The sequence below is a fragment of the Longispora albida DSM 44784 genome, from assembly GCF_000379825.1.
GTDB lineage: Bacteria > Actinomycetota > Actinomycetes > Mycobacteriales > Micromonosporaceae > Longispora > Longispora albida.
This window is the reverse complement of the sequence record NZ_KB903835.1, coordinates 20,602-44,411: the sequence shown is the minus strand read 5'-3', so window position 1 is coordinate 44,411 and position 23,810 is coordinate 20,602. Positions and strand designations below refer to the sequence as shown.

Here is a 23,810-nt window from a genome sequence, read left to right as displayed (position 1 = left end):
CTCCGAGTACGTGCCCAGCCAGAGCGGCTATGTCCGATGCTTGGGCTGCGGCCGACGATCTGCTGCGATGCGCGCACTTGTATCGGGCAATGTTGATAGCTGTTCCCATTGTCGAGTCGCTACCGCAGCCGGGCGTCACTCCCGGCTTCCGGCCGATGTCGCCGTCGCCCGTGCACTGCTGCGCGCTCAGCAGCCCCTTGTGCCGTGGACCGGGCAGACTATGCGGGGCTGGCGGATGCGCTGCCTGGTGTGCGGGAACGCTGCGCCCAAGATGCTCTCGCACCTGAACCAGGGTAATGGGATCTGCGCGTACTGCGCCGAACACGGGTTCAAACCAGACCGACCGGCCGAGATATACATCGTCATCGACGAAACGCGGTCCGCAGGGAAGTACGGCATCGCCGGACTGGACAACGGCTCCTACTACCGCGTCGCGCAACACGAGCGGGAAAACTGGTCGCTCTATGAGTCCTGGACGTTCGAGGTCGGAGCGCAAGCCCAGCGCGTCGAACGCATGATTGAGCACGAACTGCGAGTCGTACAGGGGGTTCCTCAGTTCCTTCCGGCAGGATCAATGCCCCAGAACGGAGAGACGGAAACCTTCGATCTCAAGTTGTGTTCGGCTGAGCAAACCTGGGCACTGGTCAAGCGGTTCGCCCGCCAGATCGAGGACGAAGTGACGCCCACCCTCCGTGCAACGATCGCCAGGCGGCGGCGCATCCGAAACAGCCGAGCCCAGATCGAAGTCATGCACTCAGGAGCCCAGGCTCTGGAGAACTACCCCGAAGGCACTGGCTCCAAGTGGCGAATGCGCTGCCTGATCTGCGGAAAGGCGCACCCCCGGCGGCTGGCGCACCTGCGGGAAGGCCGGGCAGCCTGCCCAGCCTGCCGCCAGGACGAGATCAGCGAATCCCGGCGCGTCCCCGTACTGAGAGCCGTTGCCATCATGAGGTCTGCGCTCGCCGAACCCCTCGCCGGATACCCCAGCAACGCTGGAACACCCTGGAAGTCACGGTGCATGTACTGCGGCAGCAGAACTGACCCGAGACTAGCCAACGTCAGCAGCGGCCAGGGCGCGTGCAAGACCTGTGCTCAGACACGGTCCGGTGAAGACAGACGCCTGCCGCCCGAAACTGCTGAAGCCCGCTTCCGGGCATTAGCGCTGGAACCACTGGAAGACTACAAAGTCAACTCCGACGCCGTCCGGTGCCGGTGTTTGAACTGCGGCAAATCGTCGTCCCCGCTGCCGGGCAACGCGTTCTTCCGCAGGACCGGATGCGAGTTCTGCAATCGGCAGAAGCTGGCGGATCGATACCGGACACCTGCGGCCAGCGCCGCCATCATCATGCGCGCCGGCGCGTGGGAACCCCTCACTGAATACAGGGGAGCGAAAGAACCCTGGCTAAGCCGATGCATGCTCTGCGGCACCACGGGCAGGCCCACCAAGACCAACATCCAGCACCGTGGTGCAGGTGCACCTGAAGGACGTGCCAGGCATCGTCGACCGCGACGATCAATTACCGATAGCACCCCGGCACTGCCACTGACCTGAACCGCAGCATCAAGTACGCCGGGGCGTCCGACAGCCAATCACCTGCGCAGAACTACCCTCCAGGCATGATGGGTGGGACGAGAAGCGGGAGGAGCGCAATGCGGGCAGATGACCTTTTCGAGCCTAACGACTTCGCGGGGGCATGGGGCCAGCAGCAGGAACAACTGAAGGTTGACCTACTCGAAAGGCTGCGCCGCGCGCCAGATCCGGCCCATAGCGATCTTGAGGTCTCTGAGGCGCTCGTAGTCCTCCTGCACAGGGAATTCATGGCCTACGGCACCGATGGCGGCCAGCGCCTCGATGATCACAACATGCGGCTCGCGGTCCGCGCGACGCTCGCGGTATGCGCACGTATCGGTGTATCGGTCAAACTTCCGTGGCACGACTTCACATCGTTTCGCTCCTACTGGATCGCACATGACGGCCACGGCTCCTGGGCAGCCCGGCGGCAGATGGTCGGCGAGGCATTCGACTCTGCGCTCGCCCGGATCCTCTTTCTCCAGGAGCGGGCAGACACCGGAACCGTCGTCACGCCGGCCCTCAGCGCGCTCGACGACCCGACAGTGATCAACGACCACCTGAAACGGCTGCTGGCCAACGTCGATGCCGACCCTCGCCTCGCCGTCAGCGTGGCGAAAGACCTCGTGGAAAGCACAGCGAAACTAGTGCTTCGCGAACGCGGAATGCCATACAACTCCAAGGCGGACCTTCCCACCCTGGTCGCACAAGCCCAGCAAGCCCTCAACCTCCACGCCGCAGGGGTAACCGAAGCGACCGACGAAGCAAAAGCGCTGAAGACAATCCTCGGATCGCTCGCCCGCCTTACACAAGGCGTCACTGAACTGCGGAACCAAGTCGGCATCGGGCACGGCCGCGAGTCAGTCCCAGCCTGGATCCGCCCACGTCATGCACGCCTGGCAGCTGGAGCAGCGACCACCTGGTGCAACCTCATGCTCGAAACACTCGGCGACCCCGACGCACCCTGGCGCGCCACTCGATCTCCAGCAGCAACGCCACCCACGTAGAAGCTCGGGGCATTGGAGCTATGTATCAACGAATGCTAGGCCCGCCCAACCGGATCCACCGGACACACGGCTGCTTGCACAGTTGCGAGCAATTCAGCTCAGCGCTCCCCGACCAACTGCAACTCAGACCAGATCGAGGAATAACACCAGGGCAACGGACTTTGAGGATAATCCAAGGCGGCGTGGTCATCGTTTGGTCATCCGCAGTCCAGCGCGGTCTGTGGAATCGAACGCTGCCGGTGGAATCCCGTCCGGAATGTCCCCTCGCCCAGCGAGCCAGGGGAGTGGAAACTACCCAGGGTTATGCGGGTACTGTGGAATCTGACGCAGCGCTATGGAAGATTTGACCAATGGATTAAAAGTCCACTGCTCTACCATTGAGCTAGCAGCCCTCGGCTGACAGGGTACCTGATCAGCCCCTCTGGGCGGTTCCGGTGCCGCCCACGAGCCGCTTGCCGTGCCCCTTTGCCCACTGGTAGCCGTTTCTGGCCTTCGCCGCCGCGGGGACACCTGAGGACGCAAAGTCCGCTGGTCTCCGCTCGCCTGCGGCGCTCTGACCTGCGGAAACATAGCCTGTGCCGACGTTTTTTGTCCCTGTGGTCAACCTGTGGTCATCTTCCACCGGTCGCGCTTTTTCCGCCGCGATTCCACCAGGCGCGGTCTTGTCTCGCTCACGGGGCACTAGCTGGGCGGTCCGCTCGGCGAGTTCATGGGCTACCTCCGGGAACGGGGAGGTATAGACGTTTCCGCCCATGAGGATGGTCGAGTGACCGAGAAGGTCCTTGATGTCGAGCAGGTCGCCGCCAGCGCGCTTGGTATAGCTGGCCGCAGCGTGGCGGCCATCGCGGAGGGTGGCGGGCGGCAGACCAGCGTGCTCGACGTCGCGGCGCATGTGCGAGCTGACGACCTCGGGATTCCACGCCCGGCCGTCGGGCCGGCGGAAGAACAGGTCCACCTCGCACGTCACGTACCCGCCGCCGGTGGCCGGAGTGCGCAGAGTGACCGTCTCAGGCCACGCGGCACCTGCGGCTCGCTTCAGGCGGTCGCGGCGCTGCCGGTAGGCGGCGAGGGCGGCGGCAGCCATGTCGCTGATGGCGACGGTCCGGTCTCCTTCCTCGGTCTTGACCTCCCGGTACACCATCCGCGCGCCGTACCCGGTGATCTCATGGGTTATCGTGACCTCTTTCTGGCCGAGATCGACCTCGTCGTCGGCCACGCCGATGGACTCCCCCCGCCGCAGCCCCGACAGGAACACCAGCACATACAGCGCGTACAGGTCAGGATCATGGACCTCGGTGTCGTCGAGGAACCGCCCGGCCTGCGCCAGGGTCCACACCATGACCGGGCTCGGCTTGGCTCCCGTCCTGCGCCAGGTCAGCACGCGCTGATCCGTCCAGACCCTGGGCCGCTTCCGCACGGTCGGCGGCATCTCCAGGAAAGCAGCCGGGTTCATGCTGATCAGGCTGTACCTGCGCATCGCGTCGTTGAGCGCCTTGCGCAGCGTCGCCTGAATCCGTTTCATCGTGATAGGCCCAGCCGCCCGCGGCTGCGGTGAGGCTCCCAGCTCGGCCCGGCGGGCCATGTACGCCCGGTGCCTGGATGCCAGGCGGGTGAACATGTCCTCCACCTGCCAGGCCCGCAGTTCCCGGAGCGGGATCGAGCCGAGCTGCGGGATCAGATGCATGTAGATGTGACTGCGGTAGGCCCTGAGGGTGTTCTCGTTACCCATCCGCCGCGCGATCCACCAGGTCAGGTACTCACCAACCGTGAGGCGGGAACCCGCCGGCAACCCCGAGCGCAGCAGCCCCCTCAGCTCGCCCTCCGAAGGCAGCGGCTCAGAAGGCTCCAGCCGCCGCAGCAGCCCGCCGATCTCCCTACGCAACCGTACATCGGCGCCCGCCAGATCCAGCAGCTCGCGGGCACGTTCACGTTCTTCCGCAGCCTCTGCGCGTGACTTCCCCGGCAGCGAGCGATGCCACTGCCTAGGCCGCCCGTCCTCATCCCGGGGCAGAGTCAGCACATACCGCCACCAGCCATGGTGCGGATTCCATCCTCCGCTGGCGGTGTGCAGCAGCGGGCACCGGGTATTAAGCCTATGACCCCGCTCGTCCCTGCAACTGCAGGTCTTGGACAGTCCAGTGAGATCACGCTTCTTGCCATGCGGCCAAGGACTCATCATGATCACAACACTTAGATCGAGTTGAGTATATACCATATTGGTCAATCCCAGATTGCACGAAAACAACCTGAAACGGCTTAACTTGCCGACCCGTCCCGCCGAGAACCACAAAAACCCAGATTCACCTTGTCACCCCATGGGCTTCCACGACCTCAGCGGCCCATGGCTGTCGGCGTCATGATCGAACGCTGCCCATCAGCCAGGAATGGCGCAGGTGCACGTCGCGTCCAGCACAAGGGTCGAGTCGGATGGGCGGCATCACTGCAAGCCCAGGCCATCCATCGGGATATATCTATATCTATGGATGCGGGGCGCATCCGGCCCCGCCCGGCAGCACAGAACGCCCGTCACCGCTTGGCGCCACAAAACGCTCGTCACTGGAGGTGTCATGGCACGAATCGCCCGGCTGCTCGCCGCCATCGCGCTGGCCATCGGCGTACTCACCGTTCCAGGCACGGCACTGGCCGCGCCCGGCATCGGCGCGGAGCCCCCCACCAGGTACGACCCCGCGGCCCCTGCCGCACCACTCGGCCAGCGCAATGGGGCCGTGCAGTCGCTCTCCGCATCCGGGGGCGGCTGCGCGAACACCTACGGAGCCGGTACCTGCATCAGCTACTGGGGCAGCAAACGCCAGCTCAACGGCGACCTCTACGTCAACGCCTGGAGCAACATCGGCTACGGCGGCACCGCGTACGTCTACGTCGCCGTTAACTACACCTACTACTACAAGTACTCCAGCCGGACCTACACCCTCGGCCACTACCCCACCGTCACCCACTACACCCCCGGGTCCGGAGTCGCGTGGACAGCCGTGGACTTCTACAACTCCGCCGGCACATACCTCATGACCGCCTACAGCCCCAACCAGTACTACCCGTAACCCCAGTGATCGCCGGTAGCATCGCGAGGACCGGCTGGACGCCGCCAGGGACAATGGCGGCGTCCAGCCGGTGCATTGTCACGGCAGCGTCCCTGCCACGCTGGTGACTGCGGTGCGGATGATGGCGTAGGGCCGCGCGTTCATGTCGACTTCCCCGATAGCTGATCTGACCTGCCAGCCCCGGAAGGTGAAGGTGTCCGGGGCGAAGACCAGTTCCTGGCGTGTTCCATCCTCGGTGCGGGCGATAGCGATGCCCGGCCTGCCTGCTGCGTCGGTGATGCCGTAGGCGACGTCAACGCCGGGGATGGTAGTGGCGGCTTTGAACAGCACCGCCCGGATCTTCGGCGGAAGGTAACGATCTTTGAGGAGCGCTCCGATCGCACCGAAGGCGCCCTGCGCTGAGCCGCCGCCCTGCCGGTACAGATAGTTGCGCATCTCCCCGGGTGTCTGTGGCAGTCCCGGCTGGTAGGCCGGGTCAGGTGTGCAAGGGGTCCGCTTTCCGGGGATAGGCTTTCCGTCCGGGCCGACCGGCTGTACGGTCCCGCTGCTGCACCCTGGGACCAGGGCGCTGCCGGCCGATGTGCCGCCTTCCTGGCGGGTGAGCCCGTCTCGGGTACCGTCCGCCGACCGCCATGCGTATACCGTGACGATCTCGTAGCTAGAACTGTTCGCAGAGCCGGGCGCCACGGGGTACCGCGCCGATGTCTCTGTGAACACGAACTGGTTCGCCAGCACGGTGATCTCTGGTTCGTTTTCGGCGGTGTGCGCGGCCTTGCGCAAGAGCTCGGTGGCCTGGTGGCTGGCACCTTCTGGCTCGGGCACCCGCGTTTCCTGCAGCAAGAACATTCCAGTGACGGCTGTTGCCAGCGTGGCCAGCCCGAGGACCGGACGCTGCCACAGCCGCCTGCGCCGCCGGGCTTCCATCCGCGCGGCGGAGCGCATGATGCGATCTCGCAGTTCCTCCGACGGCGGGCCCGGCGGGTCAAACAGGTCGCCTGCCATGGCCCGGATGTCGTCTGATCTCATGCCTCCTCCTGATCATGGAGGCTCCCGGATGCTTTCTTGCGTGCCCTGTTCACGCGGGACTTGATGGTTCCCGCGGGCACTCGCAAAGTCTCCGCGGCCTCCTCGTAGGTCATGCCGTCCCAGTCAATAAGAAAAAGAGCAACACGATCATCGGGCGACAGCAGCCGCATCGCCGCGATCATCGTGAGTCTCGTCGCGTGCCTGTCCGCTTCATCGGGGACAGGCGCTTGCACATGGAGCTCACGTTCTTGTGCTTCCAGAAGCAGCAGATACCGCTTGGCTTCGGACCTCTTCTTCAGGAGGACCTTCACCAGGATGCCCATGAGCCACGACCTGACCTGCGCCCGGGCCGGGTCATAGCTTCCACGCTTCTTCATGGCGATCACAAACGCCTCATGCACAGCATCCTCCGCGGCGTCGCCCACATGGTGGTAAGCGAATTTGACCATCCCGCGGCCATGCTTGGCATACAGCGTCCCAACATCGTGCACGTCCTCCGGGTCCCCCGCACCCGGCATCGCCAGCTCAGCTACCACAGCTACTGCTGACTCCTCCCGCCATGATCCATATCCCGATCAATTCAGCTTTCAGCCGTTCCTGTCACTTGTTATTGCCGACTGACGCCAGGAAGGTTCGCGCGGAAGCCAAGATCTTTCCGCACACACCATCAAGCTCTGTCCATCATGGCTTCAGGAGACATCCCCAGCCGGCCCGGGCTGAGCCCCCAGCCGACAACCTCTCCCGCCTCCGCCAGGTGGGCCACTGCGCCGGGCCGCGAGAAATTTCTGGATCGCGTGAACCCTCAACGGCTTATACGGGAATACATAACGGACAGACACCAGCACTGGCTCTGCCGCACACACGGCGAAACGGGTGTGCGAAGAAAATCTTGAAGCCGGTTCACCCGCTTTCATGATCATTCACGGCTTTTGTTGTTGCTGGTACCGCCCGCCCGACGACCAGGAGGAACAACCACGTGCGCGCAAAACCGATGACGCGAGGCGAGGTGCAGTGCGGCACAGCCCACCCGGGGAACCTAGCCGCCGAGCCAGTGCCCGTGTCGCAGGCCCGGGGTGGGGCCCCGCGGCGTGCGGTTGCCGGCGTGTCCCCCGCACCTCAGGAGATGGCCCTGTGAACAGAACTCCCCGAGCGGCTGAGGACAACTGGATGCAGTCGTTCCACCGGCTCAACTACCCCTGGACACTGCACAAGCTCGCGTTCGCGACCTCGGACCGCGAACTCGCCAAGGATCTCGCGCAGAAGGTCTGGATGAAGTTCCTCGTCTACTACCGGTCGTCGGAGGTCACCCGCCCAGAGGCGGTCCTGCACCTGATGGTCACCGACGCCATCGTCGACTGGGGGCGGCGCCCGCCAAAGGAACGTGTCAAGCCCGTGGAAGTGACTGCCGACACCAGCCAGCGGATGATGCTGACTCCCGATCCCGGTGACATGGCAGCCGCCGACTGCCGCCGGGATCTCGCCTCCGCTCTGGCGGCCCTGCCACCGCAGCAGAGCACCGTGATGGTGCTGCGTTACTACCTGGACATGCCCCGGGCGGAAGTCGCGCACATCCTCGGTGTCTCTGAGGAGACGGTCAAAAGCAGGCTCACAGCGGCCAAGAACGCGCTGCGAGACGCCCCCGCCCTGGCGGGATACCCGGCGACTACCGGAGGTAAATGATGAGCATCGAAGACGAACTCAGGCGATTGGGGCAGGCCCGGCAGCCTGTCACCGGCGAAGAGACCGACGACGCCTACACGGCCCTCCTCGCTAGCTACGAACACGCGGCCACCGACCCCGCACAAATGCTCGGCCTGCACAACCAGATCGAAGCGGCGCTTCTTCGGCAAGCCGCCTACGAACTCGGCGTGCTCTACGCGCAAACCGGTCGGCAGGCCGAAGCCGCCCAATGGCTGCAGGAAGCCCTCAGCCGCGGATACGCCGCAGCGGAGGTGCCGCTCGCTCGGCTGACCTCGATTCCGTTCCTCGCCCCGGCCCCGCCAACTACAGCACCCCAGCCGTGCGCCGACGTGGCAAGCGAACCGCACAGCACCGTCCCCGGCCCGAGGCCGGAAATCACCGGCCAGTGGCCCGGACACACAACCAGAGGCGCCAGCCTCCCTGGTATCAGCGACCCCGGCCGCACCGCGCTGACTGAAATTTCCCGCGCCCGGCAGGAAGCCCGGGCGGAACTCGCAGCAGCCCGGGAAAAGGCTATGTCCATCGTGGCCATTGCCCACCAGCAAGCCCGCGAGCTGCGGCGTGCAGCCGAACGTGAGGCAGCCGAAGTCATCGTCGCCGCCTACGACAGCAGCGCCCATACACGCCGCGCACACGGCTATCTGTCCAGAACCCCGTACCCTCTGGCTCTGGCACAGCCCTGCCCAGACGACGACACCGCAAGCACGCAGGTCGTGCTGTGGAACGCTGTCCTGGTCGACGAATCCGACGAGATCAGATCCCAATGCGTGCGGGTGGCCTCACTCACCCAGTCATTTCCCACCACCACCGTCGCGCTGCTGTGCTTCGGCATACCCGCCATTCAGCAATCCACGCCACAAGCACTCACCGGTTCCGAACCAGATAGCCCCGCGCCCATCCGCAGGCTCATGGACTGGGCCGGCAGGAACCCCGACCCGACACCCACACCCGCGCGGGTCTCCAGCGGCATCCTCTTCGATTTCCTCCGCGAACTGGTCGCGGCCGGCGGGCCAGCCAGCCCGCCAGACAATCCCTGACCAGGAACGCCGCAGCCTGGCAGGACCCGAGCCCGATCACCAGGCATGGCGCAAGCCTGTACCCGGAACTCATAACCGCCACAACCGAACGCGCACCATGACCCGCGAACAAGGAGAACCTGTGCACCCGCACGACCCGACACAGCCCCGCACCCAGTCACCCAACTCCCGTACTGCGAACAGCAGACGTCGCCCCCGCACCACGGCAGCCTCCCGCCCCGCAAGCAAGCTGTTCACCCCGCGCAGTCTCGTCATCCACGCCATAGCCGTCCTGGTAGGGCTCATCACCGGGTTCAGCACCAGCGTCACAGCCCTCGGCACCACCACCCCCGTACTCGCCTACCTCATCGGCATCCCCGCCGGAATCACAGCGGCCATCGCAACTACAGCGGCACTCGATCGCCTCGTGTAGCCCCGGAAGACCAGCCGTGACGTCGGCGCAGAAGGCTGGGGGAGGCAGGGAACCCCCGCCTTCCTGCGGGACCATCCGGCTTGCGCCGGCCCGCCACGAGCCGGAGCTGCAGCCGGCCGCCCATCGCGACTGCGCTCTAGACGGCGAGACGATGCTCTGGCAACCAGGCGCAGAGGCGTACGCGCGGAATATTTTGGGGTAGAAATTTGAGGTATCCCATTTGCTTGGCACCCGGAGGGTGATAGTGTGACCTCGCTGGCATCAGGACTTGAGAAGGAGGCGAGCACGTGGAAGCGAACGGCCCGATGCTCGCCCAAGCCCGCGAGACCCGGAAGCTACAGCAAGCTGATGTGGCCAGGGCGATGTCCGACACTCTGGGCGAGCCAGTTTCCCAGGGCTACGTAAGCCGGGCGGAGAGCGGCAAGGTCGCTGTCGCCGGTGCTCGTTTGGAAGCGTTCTCGCAGGTCCTGGGCTATCCGGTTCCCACGCTATGCGAGCCACCAGACCCCGAGAGCGCCGTTGGTCTCATTCACCATCGCAAAAAGGCGTCGCTGGGCGCTCCTGCGCTCCGGGTGATCCACGCCAACCTGTCCTACCAGCGCCGGCAGGTCGATCGCGTGCTGCGTACCTCAGGCACCCGCGAGCTCGGCCTCTTCCGCCTTCCGGCCTCGGCTGAGGACTCGCCCGCCGACATCGCCGGGATTCTGCGGGAAAAGCTGGGGCTCGGCGACGGGCCGCTTGCGGACCTGACGGCAGTGGTTGAAGACGCCGGCGGTGTCGTCCTGCGCCGGGATCTCGGCACGCGCGAGCTGGATGCGGTGAGCTTGTGGCCGGAGGGTGCCTTCCCCTTTTTCGTCGTCAACGACTCCGCGCCCGCCGATCGCATGCGTTTCAGCCTCTCCCACGAGCTGGGACATGTGCTCATGCACGAGAAGCCGGGAGCAACGCCGGTTCAGGAGAAGGAGGCCGACCAGTTCGCCTCCGAGTTCCTGATGCCGGCTGCGGGAATCAGGAACTCGCTGCGCGGCGGGCTGGACCTGGCCACGCTGGAGAAACTGAAGCTGGTCTGGGGCGTTTCGATGGCGGCGCTGACGCGCCGTGCCCGTGATCTGGGTGTCCTCAGCGACTGGCAGTACCGCAACCTGGTCATTGAGATGAGCACACTGGGCTACAAGCTCCAGGAGCCGGTGCACATCAGGCCGGAATTTCCATCCACAGTCGCTAATGTTGTCTCGGATCTCATCCATGTCCGGGGCATGACCGTCGAGCAGCTCGCCGCTACCGCGGGGCTGTTCCCGGCGGAGTTCGAGCAGTTGTACCTCGCAACGTCGTCACAGTAGCGCCCGCAAGGGCACACCTTCCTATGAGGTGGATGAATGACGCACAGCTCCCCGCTCCCGCCGCAGCGACAGCCCGGGCAGGAGATCAAGACTGCGGCTTCTCCGGCAGGTGCCACTGCGTTGTCCGGCAGGGTGTTTCACCTGATGTCGGCCAAGTACCACCCGGTCATCCCGGAGAACCTCGACCCCATGACCACAGGCCTCTCTCTGTGCGGGCCGGAGGCGGGTAAGCGTGCAGGCGAACTCCGCGCCAAATGTCCCGTGCCCGTCGTCGCCGACATCGCCGCGTACACCCGGCATCTGGCTTCCCGCCAGGCGCCACTGCAATACCCGCCCGAACCGGACGGCGCGCTGTTCACGCTGGGCTTCTATGACGACCTGCGCGCCCGGGGGGTCACGGTGGCGGCGACTCCGACTGGCTACATCACCGGCGGTGACACGCCCGCGCTGAAGGCCGCCCGCAACATGATCCGTGAGATCGGGCGGCGCGATGTGGCTGCGCTTTTCCCCGTCGATGTCGCCTTCCTGCGCAAGGACGCCGTCGACCAGCTGATCGCGATCCTTCAGCCGACCGGGGTCCCGATCGCGCTGGTCCTCGGCGGCCAGTACAACCCGACTGACCGCTACGCCGACATCGTCGGCAATCTGCGGCGGGTGTGCCGCGAGGTACCGCAGCTCGGAGTGTGGCGCACCGACATGATCACCGGTTTCGACTGCATGGCCCACGGCGCCATGTTCACCGGGGTCGGGGCGTCGACCACACTGCGCCACGCCCCGCCTCCAGACGAGGCGACCCAGCACGGCAACGGAAGCGGCAGGCCGTCGGTACTGGTCCCGGAACTGTGGGGCTACTTCAGGGGCGACACCCTGGCCCGCCGGTGGGCGAACGCCGAACCGCTAAGCTGCGGCTGCGCCGTCTGCAAAGGACACCGCCTAGACCGCTTCGACAGCAGCGATCCAGAAATCAGGGCCGAGGCGCTCGAGCACAACGTGGCCGCCTGGAGCCTCTTCTGGGCACAGATGCGGCCGATGACCCTCGCCCAGCGGCAAGCCTGGCTGATCGATCAGGTCCAGCGTGCCGCGAAGGCCTACCCGGCCGAAAACGAGCGCATCCAGCAACCGGGCGCATTCCAGCCAGGCGAGACCCTCAAACGGATGGCGAAACTGGCGGAGCTACTACCGGCCAGCCACTGAGGCGACCTGCGAGTAGAGCTTCTCAGCGAACAGCCAGCCGGCGGGTGTGAACCGTTGGCGGACATACGGCGCCGGAGGCACCAGCACCTCCGGCCGTCCCCGGAAGCCAGCCAGTACCCCGATACCGAACCGCTCCGCCTCGCAGAACAGCTCATCGTGATCGCCCGGCAGCCCCGGAAGCCACATCGCCCGGGCGCTGAACGGGGCGTAACGGCCAGCGGCATGCAGCCCTGTCCGCCAGTTCAGGGCAGGAACAACGACGAGATCCACCCGGACAGGGTTCTGCACCCGCCTGACGACATTGCAACCATCGAAGTCCAGCACCCCGGCCGGCAGCCGGGCAAGTATCCTCCGCTGATGCCTGGACAGCGACGCGACAGGCACGGGAAGTCCCGCAGGCAGGGAAAACAGCAGGTCCAGAACATCAGTGCTTTCAATGGATCCCAGCCCGGCCCGCATCCGGCGATGATGCTCGGCGGTGTCGAGGCGATGTCCTGCGAAGGCCCGGGCTCCCCACATGCGGATTGGCGTCCACACGGACTCGGATGCCAGGAAGTCGGCGAGGGATCTGGGGTGCCACCTCGGCACGGTCGCTTCGGCGAAGGCACTGGTCGGTGAACCTGTCACATGATCACCTGATCCTGTCGTATTCCGACCTGCAGCCAGCCAGGGCTTCCCGCGCCCGCTGGGGCCGTTCACCCGGAGCTTCTTGATCGCTTGTCTTTCTACCATCGCTCTAGCGCGGACAGGTACCCCTTCGGAGATTTGTTCGAAGGTGAGTTCAAGTTGACGCGACCATTAGACCAAATGCGCAAAATCGTCCTGAATCAGGGAGTCGATCGGGCATAGCCCGATCCAGCCCTGCCGCTCCGATCCGCGCAGACAACAGCCACGCACACCGCCTCACCGTACTTCCCCGACCAAGGAGCGGCCATCACGGTGCTCAGGACCTTGAACACCCGCACCTGATCATGGACTGGTTTGAACTCCGGCGGTTCGCCGCCCGGACCGGACAGCGAAGTAGTTCAAGTCCTCGACCAGGCCAAAAACCTCCACCCCACGATCACCAAGACCTGGGTCGACCAGGGCTTCAAGAACAAGTTCGTCGAACACGCCGCCGCCCTCGGCATCGACCCCGAGGTCATCACCCGGGAACCCGAAACCCGAGGTTTCTCCGTGATCAAGCGACGGGGTGATCGAACGCACCCTGGGCTGGCTCATGCTCCACCGCCGGCTCGCCCGCGACTACGAGACCCTCCCGACGAGCTCCGAAGCAATGACCCACATTGCGATGATCGACAACACCAGCAAACGGATAACAGACGAATCCACACCCACCTGGCAAGACACCTACTAACGCAAAAGGTGTAAATCAAACGCCCTCTAAGGCGTAGCTGAGCCGCCCGCAGGCATGTGCCTGCGGGCGGCTCGCTCTGCTTACGCAATGGTGATGTTGTTCCAATTGAGGTACCTGGCGGGTGTGCTGAGGTGGAAGGTTTCCGGGCCTGGGACAGCCGGGCTGATGAGGGCCTGGTAAATGTCGGTGGCGCCTGAGGTGTTGTAGGCGTGGAAGATCTCGGCTTTGCCTGTGCCGTTGGCGTTGATGATGGCCGGTTTCCAGTTCGGCCAGGTGGTCTCGCCGGTGCCGGAGTCCCAGATGATGCTGTGGCTGGCGTAGTTGCCACCTGCGAAGGCCCAGGCGGCGACGCGGCCGTTGCCGTAGTCGTAGATGTGGATCAGGTCTGTTTTGCCGTCGCCGGTGACGTCGCCGGTGGCTTGCTTGACGGCGGCCATGCACCAGTAGCCTGCGGGTTTGTCGATGACGGTGCTCCAGGCGTTGAAGGTGGTGCCGGTGGACGTGCTGAGCCAGATCTTGGTGGCGCAGTTGCCGTAGTCGTAGGAGTGGATGAGGTCTGTTTTGCCGTCGCCGTTGTAGTCGGCGAGTGACTGGGTGAGGTAGTTCCAGTCGGCGGCGGTGCCGTTGTCCTTCCACTCGCCGATGGTGAAGGTGCCGCCGGAGCTGGCGGTCAGGACGAAGACTTTGTAGCCGTTGTTGTCGTAGCGGTAGGTGATGGCGATGTCGTCTTTGCCGTCGCCGGTGAGGTCGCCGGCGCCGATTTTCATGCGGTCGAGCCACCAGCCGTTGTTCCCGCTGTCCCAGGCTGCAGCAGCGGGCGTGGTGAGGAAGGTGCCGTTGGAGGCGAGGTTGTGGAGGGTGATACGGCCGTAAGCGCCGGGTTCGGCGCGGAAGAGGGCGGTGTCGGTGCGGCCGTCGCCATTGAAGTCGCCGGTGATGTGCTTGACCTTGCCTGGCGCGTATGCGGGGTCGATGCCGGGGGTCCAGACGGTGACCGGGTCGTAGACGCCGCCGGAGGGCTTGGCGATCCAGGTGACGACGTCGCTTGCACCGGTTATGGGGTTGGCGTGCAGGGCGGTGATGTCGCCGCGGCCGTCACCGTTGACGTCGGAGGGTGTCTTGGCAGGTGGCGGGTCTTCGTTGGTGAGGGCCTGGATTTTCTGGCTGGCGATGGTTGCTTCGCCGCCCTTGTTGCCGGCCCGGTCTTCGGGCTGGACGTAGAGGGTGGTGATGTCGGTGTTGTACAGGGTGATCGGGACCGTGACCTCACCATTTGCCCGAGCGGGCACTGACATCGTGAGCGCGGTCTTGTCGAAGCCGTAGCGGTAGCGGGCGTTGTCGGTGCTTCCGTTGGGCTTGAAGATCACCTCCCCGATCGTGCCGGCTGGCAGGCCGATCTCGCCGAAGGCGCTGACGTCGATGATCGGCGGGGCTGAGGGTGGTGTGGTGTCGATGAGCAGGGCGCAGCTTCCGGTGTATCCGCCCCAGACGTAGCCGTCGCCTGCTCGTGCCCGGTAGGTGTAGGTGACGCCTTCGGCGAGTTTTCCTGCGGGGATGGGTGCCCAGGTGATGCTCGCACCACCGCCTGCTCCGCTGACGATGGGTGAGGCGTGGGTGTAGATCAGGTTGCCCCACAGGTCACTGAACTCGAGTGCCGCGCTGACGCCGTCTCCGTCGGGGTCTGACAGCCAGGCGGTGAACACGGGCGTGGGAGTGGTGAGCAGGGCTGGGTCGCTGGTGCTGCCGCATGGCTTGTACGGGTACATGGCCAGCGACGCGGGCACGGCGGGCGGGATGTTGTACCGGACGGACAGGTACGGGCCGCCGTCGGCGGATTCCCCGAACCGCCGCCAGCCGTCCTTGGTGCTTTCGATGGTGCGCAGCCCGAAGACGAGGCTGGACCAGCCGCTGTTCGCCGATGTCTGGGCGGCATTGGTGACGTTGAAGCGGACCCGGATGTTGTTCGGGCAGCTCGCGGATGATCCGGGAAGGTTGTTGCCGTGGGTGCGGGTGTCGCCTTCGATCTGGCTGGACCAGGTGCTGGAGCTGTTGTTCCAGTTCATGCCGGGGTCGATGCGGTTGGCGAGCCACAGCGCGTACGGGGCGGATGGTTCGTCGCAGGCCCAGGACCAGGCGTGGGTCATGGTGATGTACCAGTTGGCTTCCAGGACGTTCTTGCCGGAGAACCAGGTGGTGTCGTGCTGGATGAAGGAGCGGAACTTGTTGCCGTAGTCGTCGGCGCCGATCTGGATGAGGCCGTCGCTGCCGGGCGAGCCGGATCCGTTCCAGTAGGAGGCCCCGGTCTTGTCGGACTTGCCGTTGACCATGGTCCATGCCATGTTCCCGTTCCCGTTCCAGGTCGGGTCGATGTAGACGGGATACACGGTGTCAGCGGCGGTGAGCAGGCCCGGTTCGGGTGTGAGGGTGAGCGTGCTGCCGGTGAGTGCCACGCCGACAGGTGTGGTTTTCGCTCCGCGGGCCGGGGACCAGATGCTGGCCGGTGCCTCACCGCTGCGGTCACCAGGCACGGTGCGGGTACTGGAGTCCCACGACCAGGACGTGCCGGAGGAGAACACGGGCTTGCCGTCCGCGGCGCTCGCGGTGAGGCTGCCGGACTCACCGGCGGTGACGGTGAGGTTGCGGGTCTGCAGCCCGAGCGGGATGGCGGCGACGCGGGCTGCTGCGTCGCGGTTTTTGACCACGAACAGTTTCGCGACACCGGTGGCGGTGGTGCGGACCTTGAGGTCGATGCCGGGCAGGATCTCGGCGTAGGTCGCGACGTCACCGCCGATGACGGGCGCGGGCAGTGTGCCGGGCCAGCTCATCTGCAGGGACCGGTCGCCGTCGGCAAGCGTCATGAACGCCGTCGGCGCGGGCGCGCTGCCGGCGGCGGCGCTCTGGGTGGTTCCCGAGGTGCTGCCTGCGAGGCGGACATCCACTGTGGAGGCGGCGGGTGCGATGGTTCCGTCGGTTCGCTTGCGCAGGTTCAGGTCGATCGGCGTCCAGGTGCCGTTGCGGCGTACGCGGGACGGCGTCAGGCGCTGCTCGGCGGTGTAGGTGCCGTCGGGGTTGGCGAAGATGGTGGTGCGCTCGTCGCCCTGGTCGGTGATCTCGGCTCGCTGGCCGGTGCGCCGGGCGTGCGCCATGGCCGTATCGCGTGGCGACGCGGCGGCCGGTGCGGTGTCCCCGGCTGCCGCCGGGCTGCTGAGGCCTGGCGCGGCGAGGACACTGGCGAGTCCTGCCGACGCCAGGAGCCTTGCTAAGTTCTGCCTGGTCCTGCTGGGTTTCTGTGCGCTCATCTGCGCTCCTCCCTCGTTTTCCCCCGGACTCGATGCGGGGAGCCGCCGCACGGTATGCCACCGGCTGCCAGGGGCGCAATACCCTCCGTTCCAGATTGGAGGGACGGTGATGAAGAACTCATAAACTCGCCTGCCTCGCTGAATAACGCCGCCCGGCCATCGGCGCCAGCGGTGAAAACGCCCGCCGAGCCGCTGGCCTGCGGCTCCATGCTGGACGAACGGCAAAACCTTAGCTCGCAGGACATGCATCGGATCGCGGCCGGGTTTTGCGTCCCGGATCACGAACGAATCACAGTGCCGCCCTGGGTCTTGCCGGGTGCGAGAGTGGTACGGGTAGCGTGCTGGCCGGTCTGTCCTATGTGATCGGGGGCCTGGGGCGCACATGGGCAGACTGCGCGGGCGGGTCCCCTCAACACATTTCAGGGAGGTGTCTTCACTGTGCTGAGATCAAGGACCGCGCCTGCCGCGGCCACCCTGGGGATCGTGCTCGCCGTGTCGCTGACCGCGTCCCCAGCACTGGGTGCGCCCCTCGAGGATCTGGGAGCGCCCGCGCTCAGGAAGGACCGGTCTGTTCCGGTCATCGCGCTCAAAGCCCAGGCACCGGGCGAGGACCCGGCATCGAAGAAGGCCATCAAGACCACCCCGGCCGTCACGTGGCCGCGCGCCGGTGCGGCGGAAGCGGACCTGGGTGCCGCCTCCGCGCAGCCGGCCGGCCCTGTGCAGCCACGCGTCAAGGCTGGTGACCTGCCCGTCTCGGTCAGCCTGGCCGCTGGCACGCAGGGCCTGACGGGGGATGCCGCTGGATCTTCGGGCCGCAGGGTGCGGGTGGAGGTCCTGGACCGCCAGCAGGCGGGCAAGGCAGGCCGCAGCGGGCTGCTGCTGCGCCTCAGCGAGACCGGCGCGCAGCGCGGCGGCAAGGCTGCGGTGGAGCTGGACTACTCCGGCTTCCGCAACGCCTACGGCGCAGACTGGGCGTCGCGGCTGACGTTCATCGCACTGCCCGAGTGTGCGCTGACAACCCCGGAAGCACCCGCATGCCAGGGCACGCCGGTCGCGGCCCGCAACGACATCCAGGCAGGAAAGCTCACCGCCGACCTCACCACAGCCCCGCCGAGCGGTGCGACTGGTATCGCCGCGCAGCAGGGCGGGATGCTGTACGCCGCTGCCGCAGGATCCCAGGGAAGCTCCGGCAGCTTCGCCGCCACGTCCCTTGCGCCGTCGGCGACGTGGAAAGCCGGCGGGATGTCCGGGGACTTCACCTGGTCCTACCCGCTGCGCACCCCTCCCGCCGCAGGCGGGCTGGCGCCCAGCGTGGGCCTGTCCTACAACTCCGGCTCCGTGGACGGCCGCACCGCCGCCACGAACAGCCAGCCGTCGTGGGCCGGTGAGGGCTTCGAGTACTGGCCCGGGTACATCGAGCGCAAGTACAAGCCCTGCGGCACCGACCAGGCCGCGGAGAACGGCCAGGCGCCGAGCAACGCAAGCCGTAAGACCGGGGACCTGTGCTGGGCCACCGACAACGCGACCCTGTACCTCAACGGCAGCGCCGTCGAGCTCGTCCAGGGTGATGACGGCGTGTGGCGGCCCCGCAACGACGACGGTTCCCGTATCGAGCGCCTCACCGACACGAGTCTTGCCAACGGCGACGACAACGGCGAGTACTGGAGGGTCACGACCCGCGACGGCACCCAGTACCACTTCGGGCTGAACAAGCTCCCGGGCTGGACTGCGGGCAAGCCCCTCACCCAGTCGGTGCTCACCGTCCCGGTGTACGGCAACCACCCGGGCGAGCCCTGCTACAACGCGACGTTCGCCTCCGGCTGGTGCCAGCAGGCGTGGCGGTGGAACCTCGACCACGTCACCGATCGCCACGACAACTCGATGGCGATGTACTACACCCCTGAGGCCAACAAGTACGGCCGGGACCTGACCACCAGCAACGCCACCGCCTACCAGCGCGGCGCCACCCTCGACCGCATCGAGTACGGCCACCGCAAGGGCAGCGAGCACACCACCACTGCCCCGGCCAGGATCACGTTCACCCCTGCCGAGCGGTGCATCCCGGGCAGCGTGTGCGACTTCCAGCACCCCGAGAACATGCCCGACACCCCCGTCGACCAGAACTGCGACGCCGCGTCGTGCACGCAGACATCGCCGACGTTCTGGACCACCAAGCGCCTGGCGAAAATCACCACCCAGGTCGCAGCGGCAGGCGGCGGGTACCGCGACGTCGACTCCTGGACCCTGACCCACTCCTTCCCCAGCCCGGGTGATGGAACCCGGGCCGGGCTGTGGCTGGAGAAGATCTCCCACACCGGCCACGTCGGCGGCAGCATCACCCTCCCGGATGTCACCTTCACCGGTACCCAGCTCAGCAACCGCGTCGTCACCGACTCCGCCTACCCCACGATGAACTGGTGGCGGATCACCTCCATGCGATCCGAGGCAGGTGGCGTCCTCACCGTTTCCTACACCGGCCAGGACTGCACCCCCACGAGCCTTCCGTCCTCGCCGGACGGCAACACCCGTCGCTGCATGCCCGTGCGGTGGACACCCGACGGCGGCGCTGAGCGTCTCGACTGGTTCCACAAGTACCTCGTCACCCGCGTTGACGAGTCGCAGGACAACATCACCGGCGTCCAGCACGTCGTGTCCGAGTACGAGTACATCGGCACCCCGGCGTGGCGGTTCGACGACGCCGACGGGCTCACCCCGGCTGACAAGAAGACCTGGTCGCAGTGGCGCGGCTACGCCAAGGTCGCCGTCCGCAAGGGCGCGGCCAACGATGACGGGCAGACCTACACCGAGTCGGTGTTCTACCGGGGCATGCACGGCGACAAGCTCGCCGCAGGTGGTACCAAGACCGCCACCGTCACCGACAGCGACGGGGGCACCGTCGACGACCTGCCTCAGTACTCCGGCACCGTCCGCGAGCAGACCACCTACAACGGCCCCGGCGGAGCTGTTCTTTCCCGGGTCATCAGCACGCCGGTGGCGACGGCGACCGGTACGCGGACCCGCTCGTGGGGCACCACCAGCTCCTACCGGTCCGACAACGCGGTCACCCTCACCAAGACCCCGCTGTCGGGCGGGCAGACCCGGCGCGTGCGCAGCGAAACCACCTTCGACAGCGTGCGCGGCCTGCCGCTGCTCGTCAACGACATCGGCGACGAGTCCACCACCGCCGATGACAAGTGCGTGCGCTACACCTACACGGCGGAGAACACCAGCCGCTGGCTGATCGGCATGCCCTCCATCGTCGAAACCACAGCCGGTATCTGCAGCACCCCACGCACCACCGGCGACGTCCTGGCCTCCAAGCGCGCCTACTACGACACCCAGGCCCTGGGCGCGGCCCCAGTGTCGGGTGACATCACGAAGGCCGAAGAACTCGCCAGCACCGGCGTATGGGTGCTCGCATCGCAGAGCACCTACGACGTGCACGGCCGGGTTATCACGCTGAAGAACGCACGCGGTGAGACGACCACCACCGCCTACACACCCGTGACCGGCGGGCCGGTGACCAAGCAGGTCGTCACCAACCCCCTCGGGCACGCAAGCACCACCGAGTACGAACCCGCCTGGGGTGCCACCGTCACCACTGTGGACGCCAACAGCCGCCGCACCGACATGGCCTACGACGCGCTGGGCAGGCTCGTGCAGGGCTGGGCACCCGGCAGGGACAAGGCAACCCAGACCGCGTCCGTCCAGTTCGAGTACGTCGTCGCCAAAAACGCGCCGAACGTAGTGACCACCAAGAAACTGCGCAACGATGGCGGATACCACACCGCATACGCCCTCTACGACGGGCTGATGCGCATCCGCCAGACCCAGGCACCGGCCACCGGCTCCCAGGAAGGGCGGGTCATCACCGACACCTTCTACAACACCCGCGGCCTGACCGTGAAAACCAACGGCCAGTACTTCAACGCCGCAGCCCCCGGCACGACCGTCGTCGCCGCCAACGACGTCGACGTCCCCGACCAGAACGTCACCGTCTACGACGGTGCCAGCCGCCCCACAGCTTCGATCTTCAAAGTCCAGAACATCGAGAAGTGGCGCACCACCACCGCCTACGACGGCGAGCGCACGCACATCACCCCGCCGCAGGGCGGTACCGCCACCACCAGCATCGTCAACGCCCAGGGCAATCAGGCAGAGCTGTGGCAGTACAAGGCCGCCACACCGGCCGGGGCGCACGACACCACGGTCTACGGTTACGACCGGGCCGGGCGGATGACCTCGGTTACCGACACCCTCGGGAACAAGTGGGGCTTCGAGTACGACCTGCTCGGGCGTAAGACGAGGACCACCGACCCCGACAAGGGCGACGCGTTCTTCACCTACACGCCGGCCGGTGACGTCGCCACCACCAAGGACGCACGCGGCTTCACGATCGCCTACGTCTACGACCGGCTCGGCCGCAAGACCGAATCCCGCAAGGACACCATCACCGGGCAGCTCTACGCCGAGTGGAAGTACGACACCCTCGCCAAGGGCATGCTGACCTCGGCCACCCGCTGGGAAAACGGCAGCGCCTACATCACCGCCACCACCGGCTACGACCCGATGTACCGGCCGTCCGGATACTCGGTGACCATCCCCGCCGCCGAAGGCAACCTCGCCGGTACCTACACCTCCGGCATCACCTACAACACCGACGGCAGCATCGCGACCACATCCATGCCCGCCGCCGGCGGCCTGCAAGCCGAAACCCTCACCTACGGCTACGACGGCTTCGCCCAGGCCGCCAAGCTCACCGGCACCCTGGCCGAGAACACCACCGTCACCTACGCCTCCGCCAGCTACTACAACTCCCTCGGAGACCTCACCCAGTACGTCCTGGGCGCCAGCGGCAAGCGCCTGTGGCAGGTCTACGACTACGAGCTCGGCACCCGCCGCCTGTCCAACTCCTACACCAAACGTGAGAAGACAGGGGCGGTCCAGGCCGACACCTACTACACCTGGGACCCGGCAGGAAACCTCACCAAGATCAAGGACACGCCCACCAACCCGGTCACCGGCCAGCCCAACGCGCCCTATGACGCGCAGTGCTTCGCCTACGACTACCTGCGCCGCATGACCGAAGCGTGGACCCCTGCCGACATCAACAGCAGCTGCGCCACGGTGCCGGCGACGATGAACACCAGCACCATCGGCGGGCCCGCACCGTACTGGCAGTCATGGACCTACGACGCGGCCGGTAACCGCACCAAGCAGACCGACCACGCCAACGGCGACACCAACACCACCCACACCTACACGTACCCCGCACCCGGCCCCAGCGCCGTGCGGCCCCATGCCGTCACCTCCATCGCCCACGCAGGGCCGGCCGGGAACAGCACCGACACCTTCGGATACGGCCTCACCGGCAACACCACCACCCGAACCCAGCAGGGCCAGACCCAGACCCTGACCTGGGCACCCGAAGGCCAGCTCAAAACCCTCACCGCCGCAGGCAAGACCAGCACCATGATCTACAACGCCGACGGCGAACGGCTGCTACGCAAAGACGCCACCAGTACCACCCTCTACCTTGGCGTCACCGAACTGCGCCTCGACACCACCGTCACCTCAGCCAGCCCAGTCGCCACCCGCTACTACACCCACGCCGGGCGGATCATCGCCGTCCGCACCGTCACCGGCCTCACCTGGCTCACAGCCGACCACCACGGCACCGGGCGCCTCGCGTTCAACGCCACCGACCTTGAACTCCTCCGCCGCCGCGAACTGCCCTTCGGCGCATCCCGCGGCACCACGGTCACCGGCTGGCCAGGAGAACGCGGCTTCGTCGGCGGCGTCCAGAACCCCAGCGGCCTCATCACCCTCGGAGCCCGCGAATACGACCCCGCCACAGGCAAGTTCATGTCCGTCGACCCCGTCATCGACGTTGGCGACCCGCAGCAGATGAACGGCTACTCCTACGCCAACAACAGCCCCGCCAGCACATCTGACCCCGACGGCCGCCGCGCCTACACCGACGACCCCGAAATGGACATCCCCGCTGCCGACGACGAAGCCGGCGACGAGAAGTGGTATAAGAAGTTCGGGGACGCCCACGAAACCGCCATCAGCTTGCGGATCATCGACATCTACATGAGATGGAACCGGGCCAGCCGTGGGGAGGAAACGATCCTCATCCCGCCGGACGTCACCCGCGACCGGACGCGCAACCGCATCATTGGCGGGTCCGCCAAGGGCAACGGGGAGGACGGCTACGCAGACATCATCTGCTGGAACTGCGACCCCGGGGTCATCTACGTCTGGGAGATCAAGCACTTCGGAGGAGAAGCGGAGAAGTCGGCACCCGCGCAGCTCAAGCGCTATATCGCGAACCTTCAGCTTCAGATAGCCAACGACCCAGAGCACAAAGATAAGATCGTCATGGCGGGACCGGCGTTCGACAATCCCAGCAGCGGGCCACGGGCGCTCAAACCGGATGAGACTGTGACGGTCTGGTCGTCAGCTGAACCAGGTGTCGAAGTGTATCGAATTGACAAGAATCAGGGTACGGCCAAGCCGGCGCCTACACCGACTGCTACGGCAACGCCAACAACGATCCCGCACCCCGGCGTGCGCAACACCACCAAGCCCGAGACGCCGAAGACGCCGCAAGTATCCCGCGGCGTGCAGCAGGATGACGCTCCAGACCTGCAGGACCTGCGCGTCCCCGCTCCGGTGAAGAACGGGGCGATGGTCACGGGAGCTGTCCTGTGCCTGCCCGTCATCGTGCTCGGAGTGGGTATCGTCTGGCTGGCCGGAGCCTGATCTAACCTTCTAAATCCGACGACAGAAACGAGGTACCGGG

14 protein-coding genes, 1 tRNA gene and 1 pseudogene are annotated in these 23,810 nt (G+C 66.2%); 10 read left to right on the top strand and 6 right to left on the bottom strand.

Annotated features, from left to right (window positions below; all coding sequences use genetic code 11):
* The first annotated feature begins 271 nt into the window (after positions 1–271).
* Positions 272–1,552, top strand: coding sequence for a hypothetical protein (locus tag A3G1_RS40785; RefSeq protein WP_157641335.1), 1,281 nt, complete (start codon positions 272–274; stop codon positions 1,550–1,552).
* Positions 1,553–1,650: 98 nt separating this feature from the next.
* A complete protein-coding gene (locus tag A3G1_RS39810; protein ID WP_157641334.1) occupies positions 1,651–2,577 on the top strand; it encodes an abortive infection family protein in 927 nt (308 codons plus the stop codon).
* A gap of 327 nt (positions 2,578–2,904) precedes the next feature.
* Here the strand turns inward: A3G1_RS39810 and A3G1_RS40780 are convergent.
* A tRNA-Lys gene (locus A3G1_RS40780) sits at positions 2,905–2,970 on the bottom strand.
* 19 nt (positions 2,971–2,989) lie between these two features.
* A complete protein-coding gene (locus A3G1_RS36410) occupies positions 2,990–4,792 on the bottom strand; it encodes a tyrosine-type recombinase/integrase (protein ID WP_083937066.1) in 1,803 nt (600 codons plus the stop codon).
* A gap of 352 nt (positions 4,793–5,144) precedes the next feature.
* Here A3G1_RS36410 and A3G1_RS38930 point away from each other — a divergent pair, with 352 nt between their 5' ends.
* Complete coding sequence (locus A3G1_RS38930; RefSeq protein ID WP_018351923.1) at positions 5,145–5,636, top strand: hypothetical protein; 492 nt, start codon at positions 5,145–5,147, stop codon at positions 5,634–5,636.
* A gap of 78 nt (positions 5,637–5,714) precedes the next feature.
* Here the strand turns inward: A3G1_RS38930 and A3G1_RS38925 are convergent, their stop codons facing one another.
* On the bottom strand, positions 5,715–6,662 hold the full coding sequence (locus tag A3G1_RS38925) for a CU044_5270 family protein (RefSeq protein ID WP_018351922.1): 948 nt from the start codon (positions 6,660–6,662) through the stop codon (positions 5,715–5,717).
* Positions 6,659–7,198, bottom strand: coding sequence for an RNA polymerase sigma factor (locus A3G1_RS36400; protein WP_018351921.1), 540 nt, complete (start codon positions 7,196–7,198; stop codon positions 6,659–6,661). Before A3G1_RS36400 ends, A3G1_RS38925 begins: the two co-directional genes overlap by 4 nt.
* A 595-nt stretch (positions 7,199–7,793) precedes the next feature.
* Between A3G1_RS36400 and A3G1_RS36395 the strand changes: the two genes are divergently transcribed.
* The 5 genes from A3G1_RS36395 (at position 7,794) to A3G1_RS0123345 (ending at position 12,346) form a co-directional block, all read left to right on the top strand.
* On the top strand, positions 7,794–8,342 hold the full coding sequence (locus A3G1_RS36395; RefSeq protein ID WP_157641332.1) for an RNA polymerase sigma factor: 549 nt from the start codon (positions 7,794–7,796) through the stop codon (positions 8,340–8,342).
* Positions 8,339–9,400: a hypothetical protein gene (locus A3G1_RS0123355; RefSeq protein WP_018351919.1), complete on the top strand. Its 1,062-nt coding sequence runs from the start codon at positions 8,339–8,341 to the stop codon at positions 9,398–9,400. The genes A3G1_RS36395 and A3G1_RS0123355 overlap by 4 nt, the downstream gene beginning before the upstream one ends.
* Positions 9,401–9,521: 121 nt before the next feature.
* The gene (locus tag A3G1_RS40775; protein ID WP_157641331.1) at positions 9,522–9,812 is read left to right on the top strand and encodes a hypothetical protein; all 291 of its coding nucleotides are present in this window, start codon (positions 9,522–9,524) and stop codon (positions 9,810–9,812) included.
* A gap of 287 nt (positions 9,813–10,099) precedes the next feature.
* The gene (locus tag A3G1_RS0123350; RefSeq protein ID WP_157641330.1) at positions 10,100–11,152 is read left to right on the top strand and encodes an ImmA/IrrE family metallo-endopeptidase; all 1,053 of its coding nucleotides are present in this window, start codon (positions 10,100–10,102) and stop codon (positions 11,150–11,152) included.
* A gap of 144 nt (positions 11,153–11,296) precedes the next feature.
* Entirely contained in the window at positions 11,297–12,346 is a 1,050-nt protein-coding gene (locus A3G1_RS0123345; protein WP_018351917.1) for a hypothetical protein, read from the top strand.
* On the opposite strand, the gene A3G1_RS38920 is transcribed toward A3G1_RS0123345, so the two are convergent.
* On the bottom strand, positions 12,329–12,805 hold the full coding sequence (locus A3G1_RS38920; protein WP_157641329.1) for a hypothetical protein: 477 nt from the start codon (positions 12,803–12,805) through the stop codon (positions 12,329–12,331). The two genes, A3G1_RS0123345 and A3G1_RS38920, sit on opposite strands and share 18 nt — an antisense overlap.
* 564 nt (positions 12,806–13,369) lie before the next feature.
* Between A3G1_RS38920 and A3G1_RS41885 the strand changes: the two are divergent.
* A pseudogene (locus A3G1_RS41885) lies at positions 13,370–13,703 on the top strand (transposase); the annotation flags it as partial.
* A gap of 80 nt (positions 13,704–13,783) precedes the next feature.
* Here A3G1_RS41885 and A3G1_RS0123325 read toward each other — a convergent pair.
* A complete protein-coding gene (locus A3G1_RS0123325; protein ID WP_157641327.1) occupies positions 13,784–17,002 on the bottom strand; it encodes an FG-GAP repeat domain-containing protein in 3,219 nt (1,072 codons plus the stop codon).
* Between the two features lie 438 nt (positions 17,003–17,440).
* Here A3G1_RS0123325 and A3G1_RS42130 point away from each other — a divergent pair, with 438 nt between their 5' ends.
* Positions 17,441–23,770, top strand: a complete 6,330-nt coding sequence (locus A3G1_RS42130; RefSeq protein WP_157641326.1) for an RHS repeat domain-containing protein — start codon at positions 17,441–17,443, stop codon at positions 23,768–23,770.
* Positions 23,771–23,810: the final 40 nt, after the last annotated feature.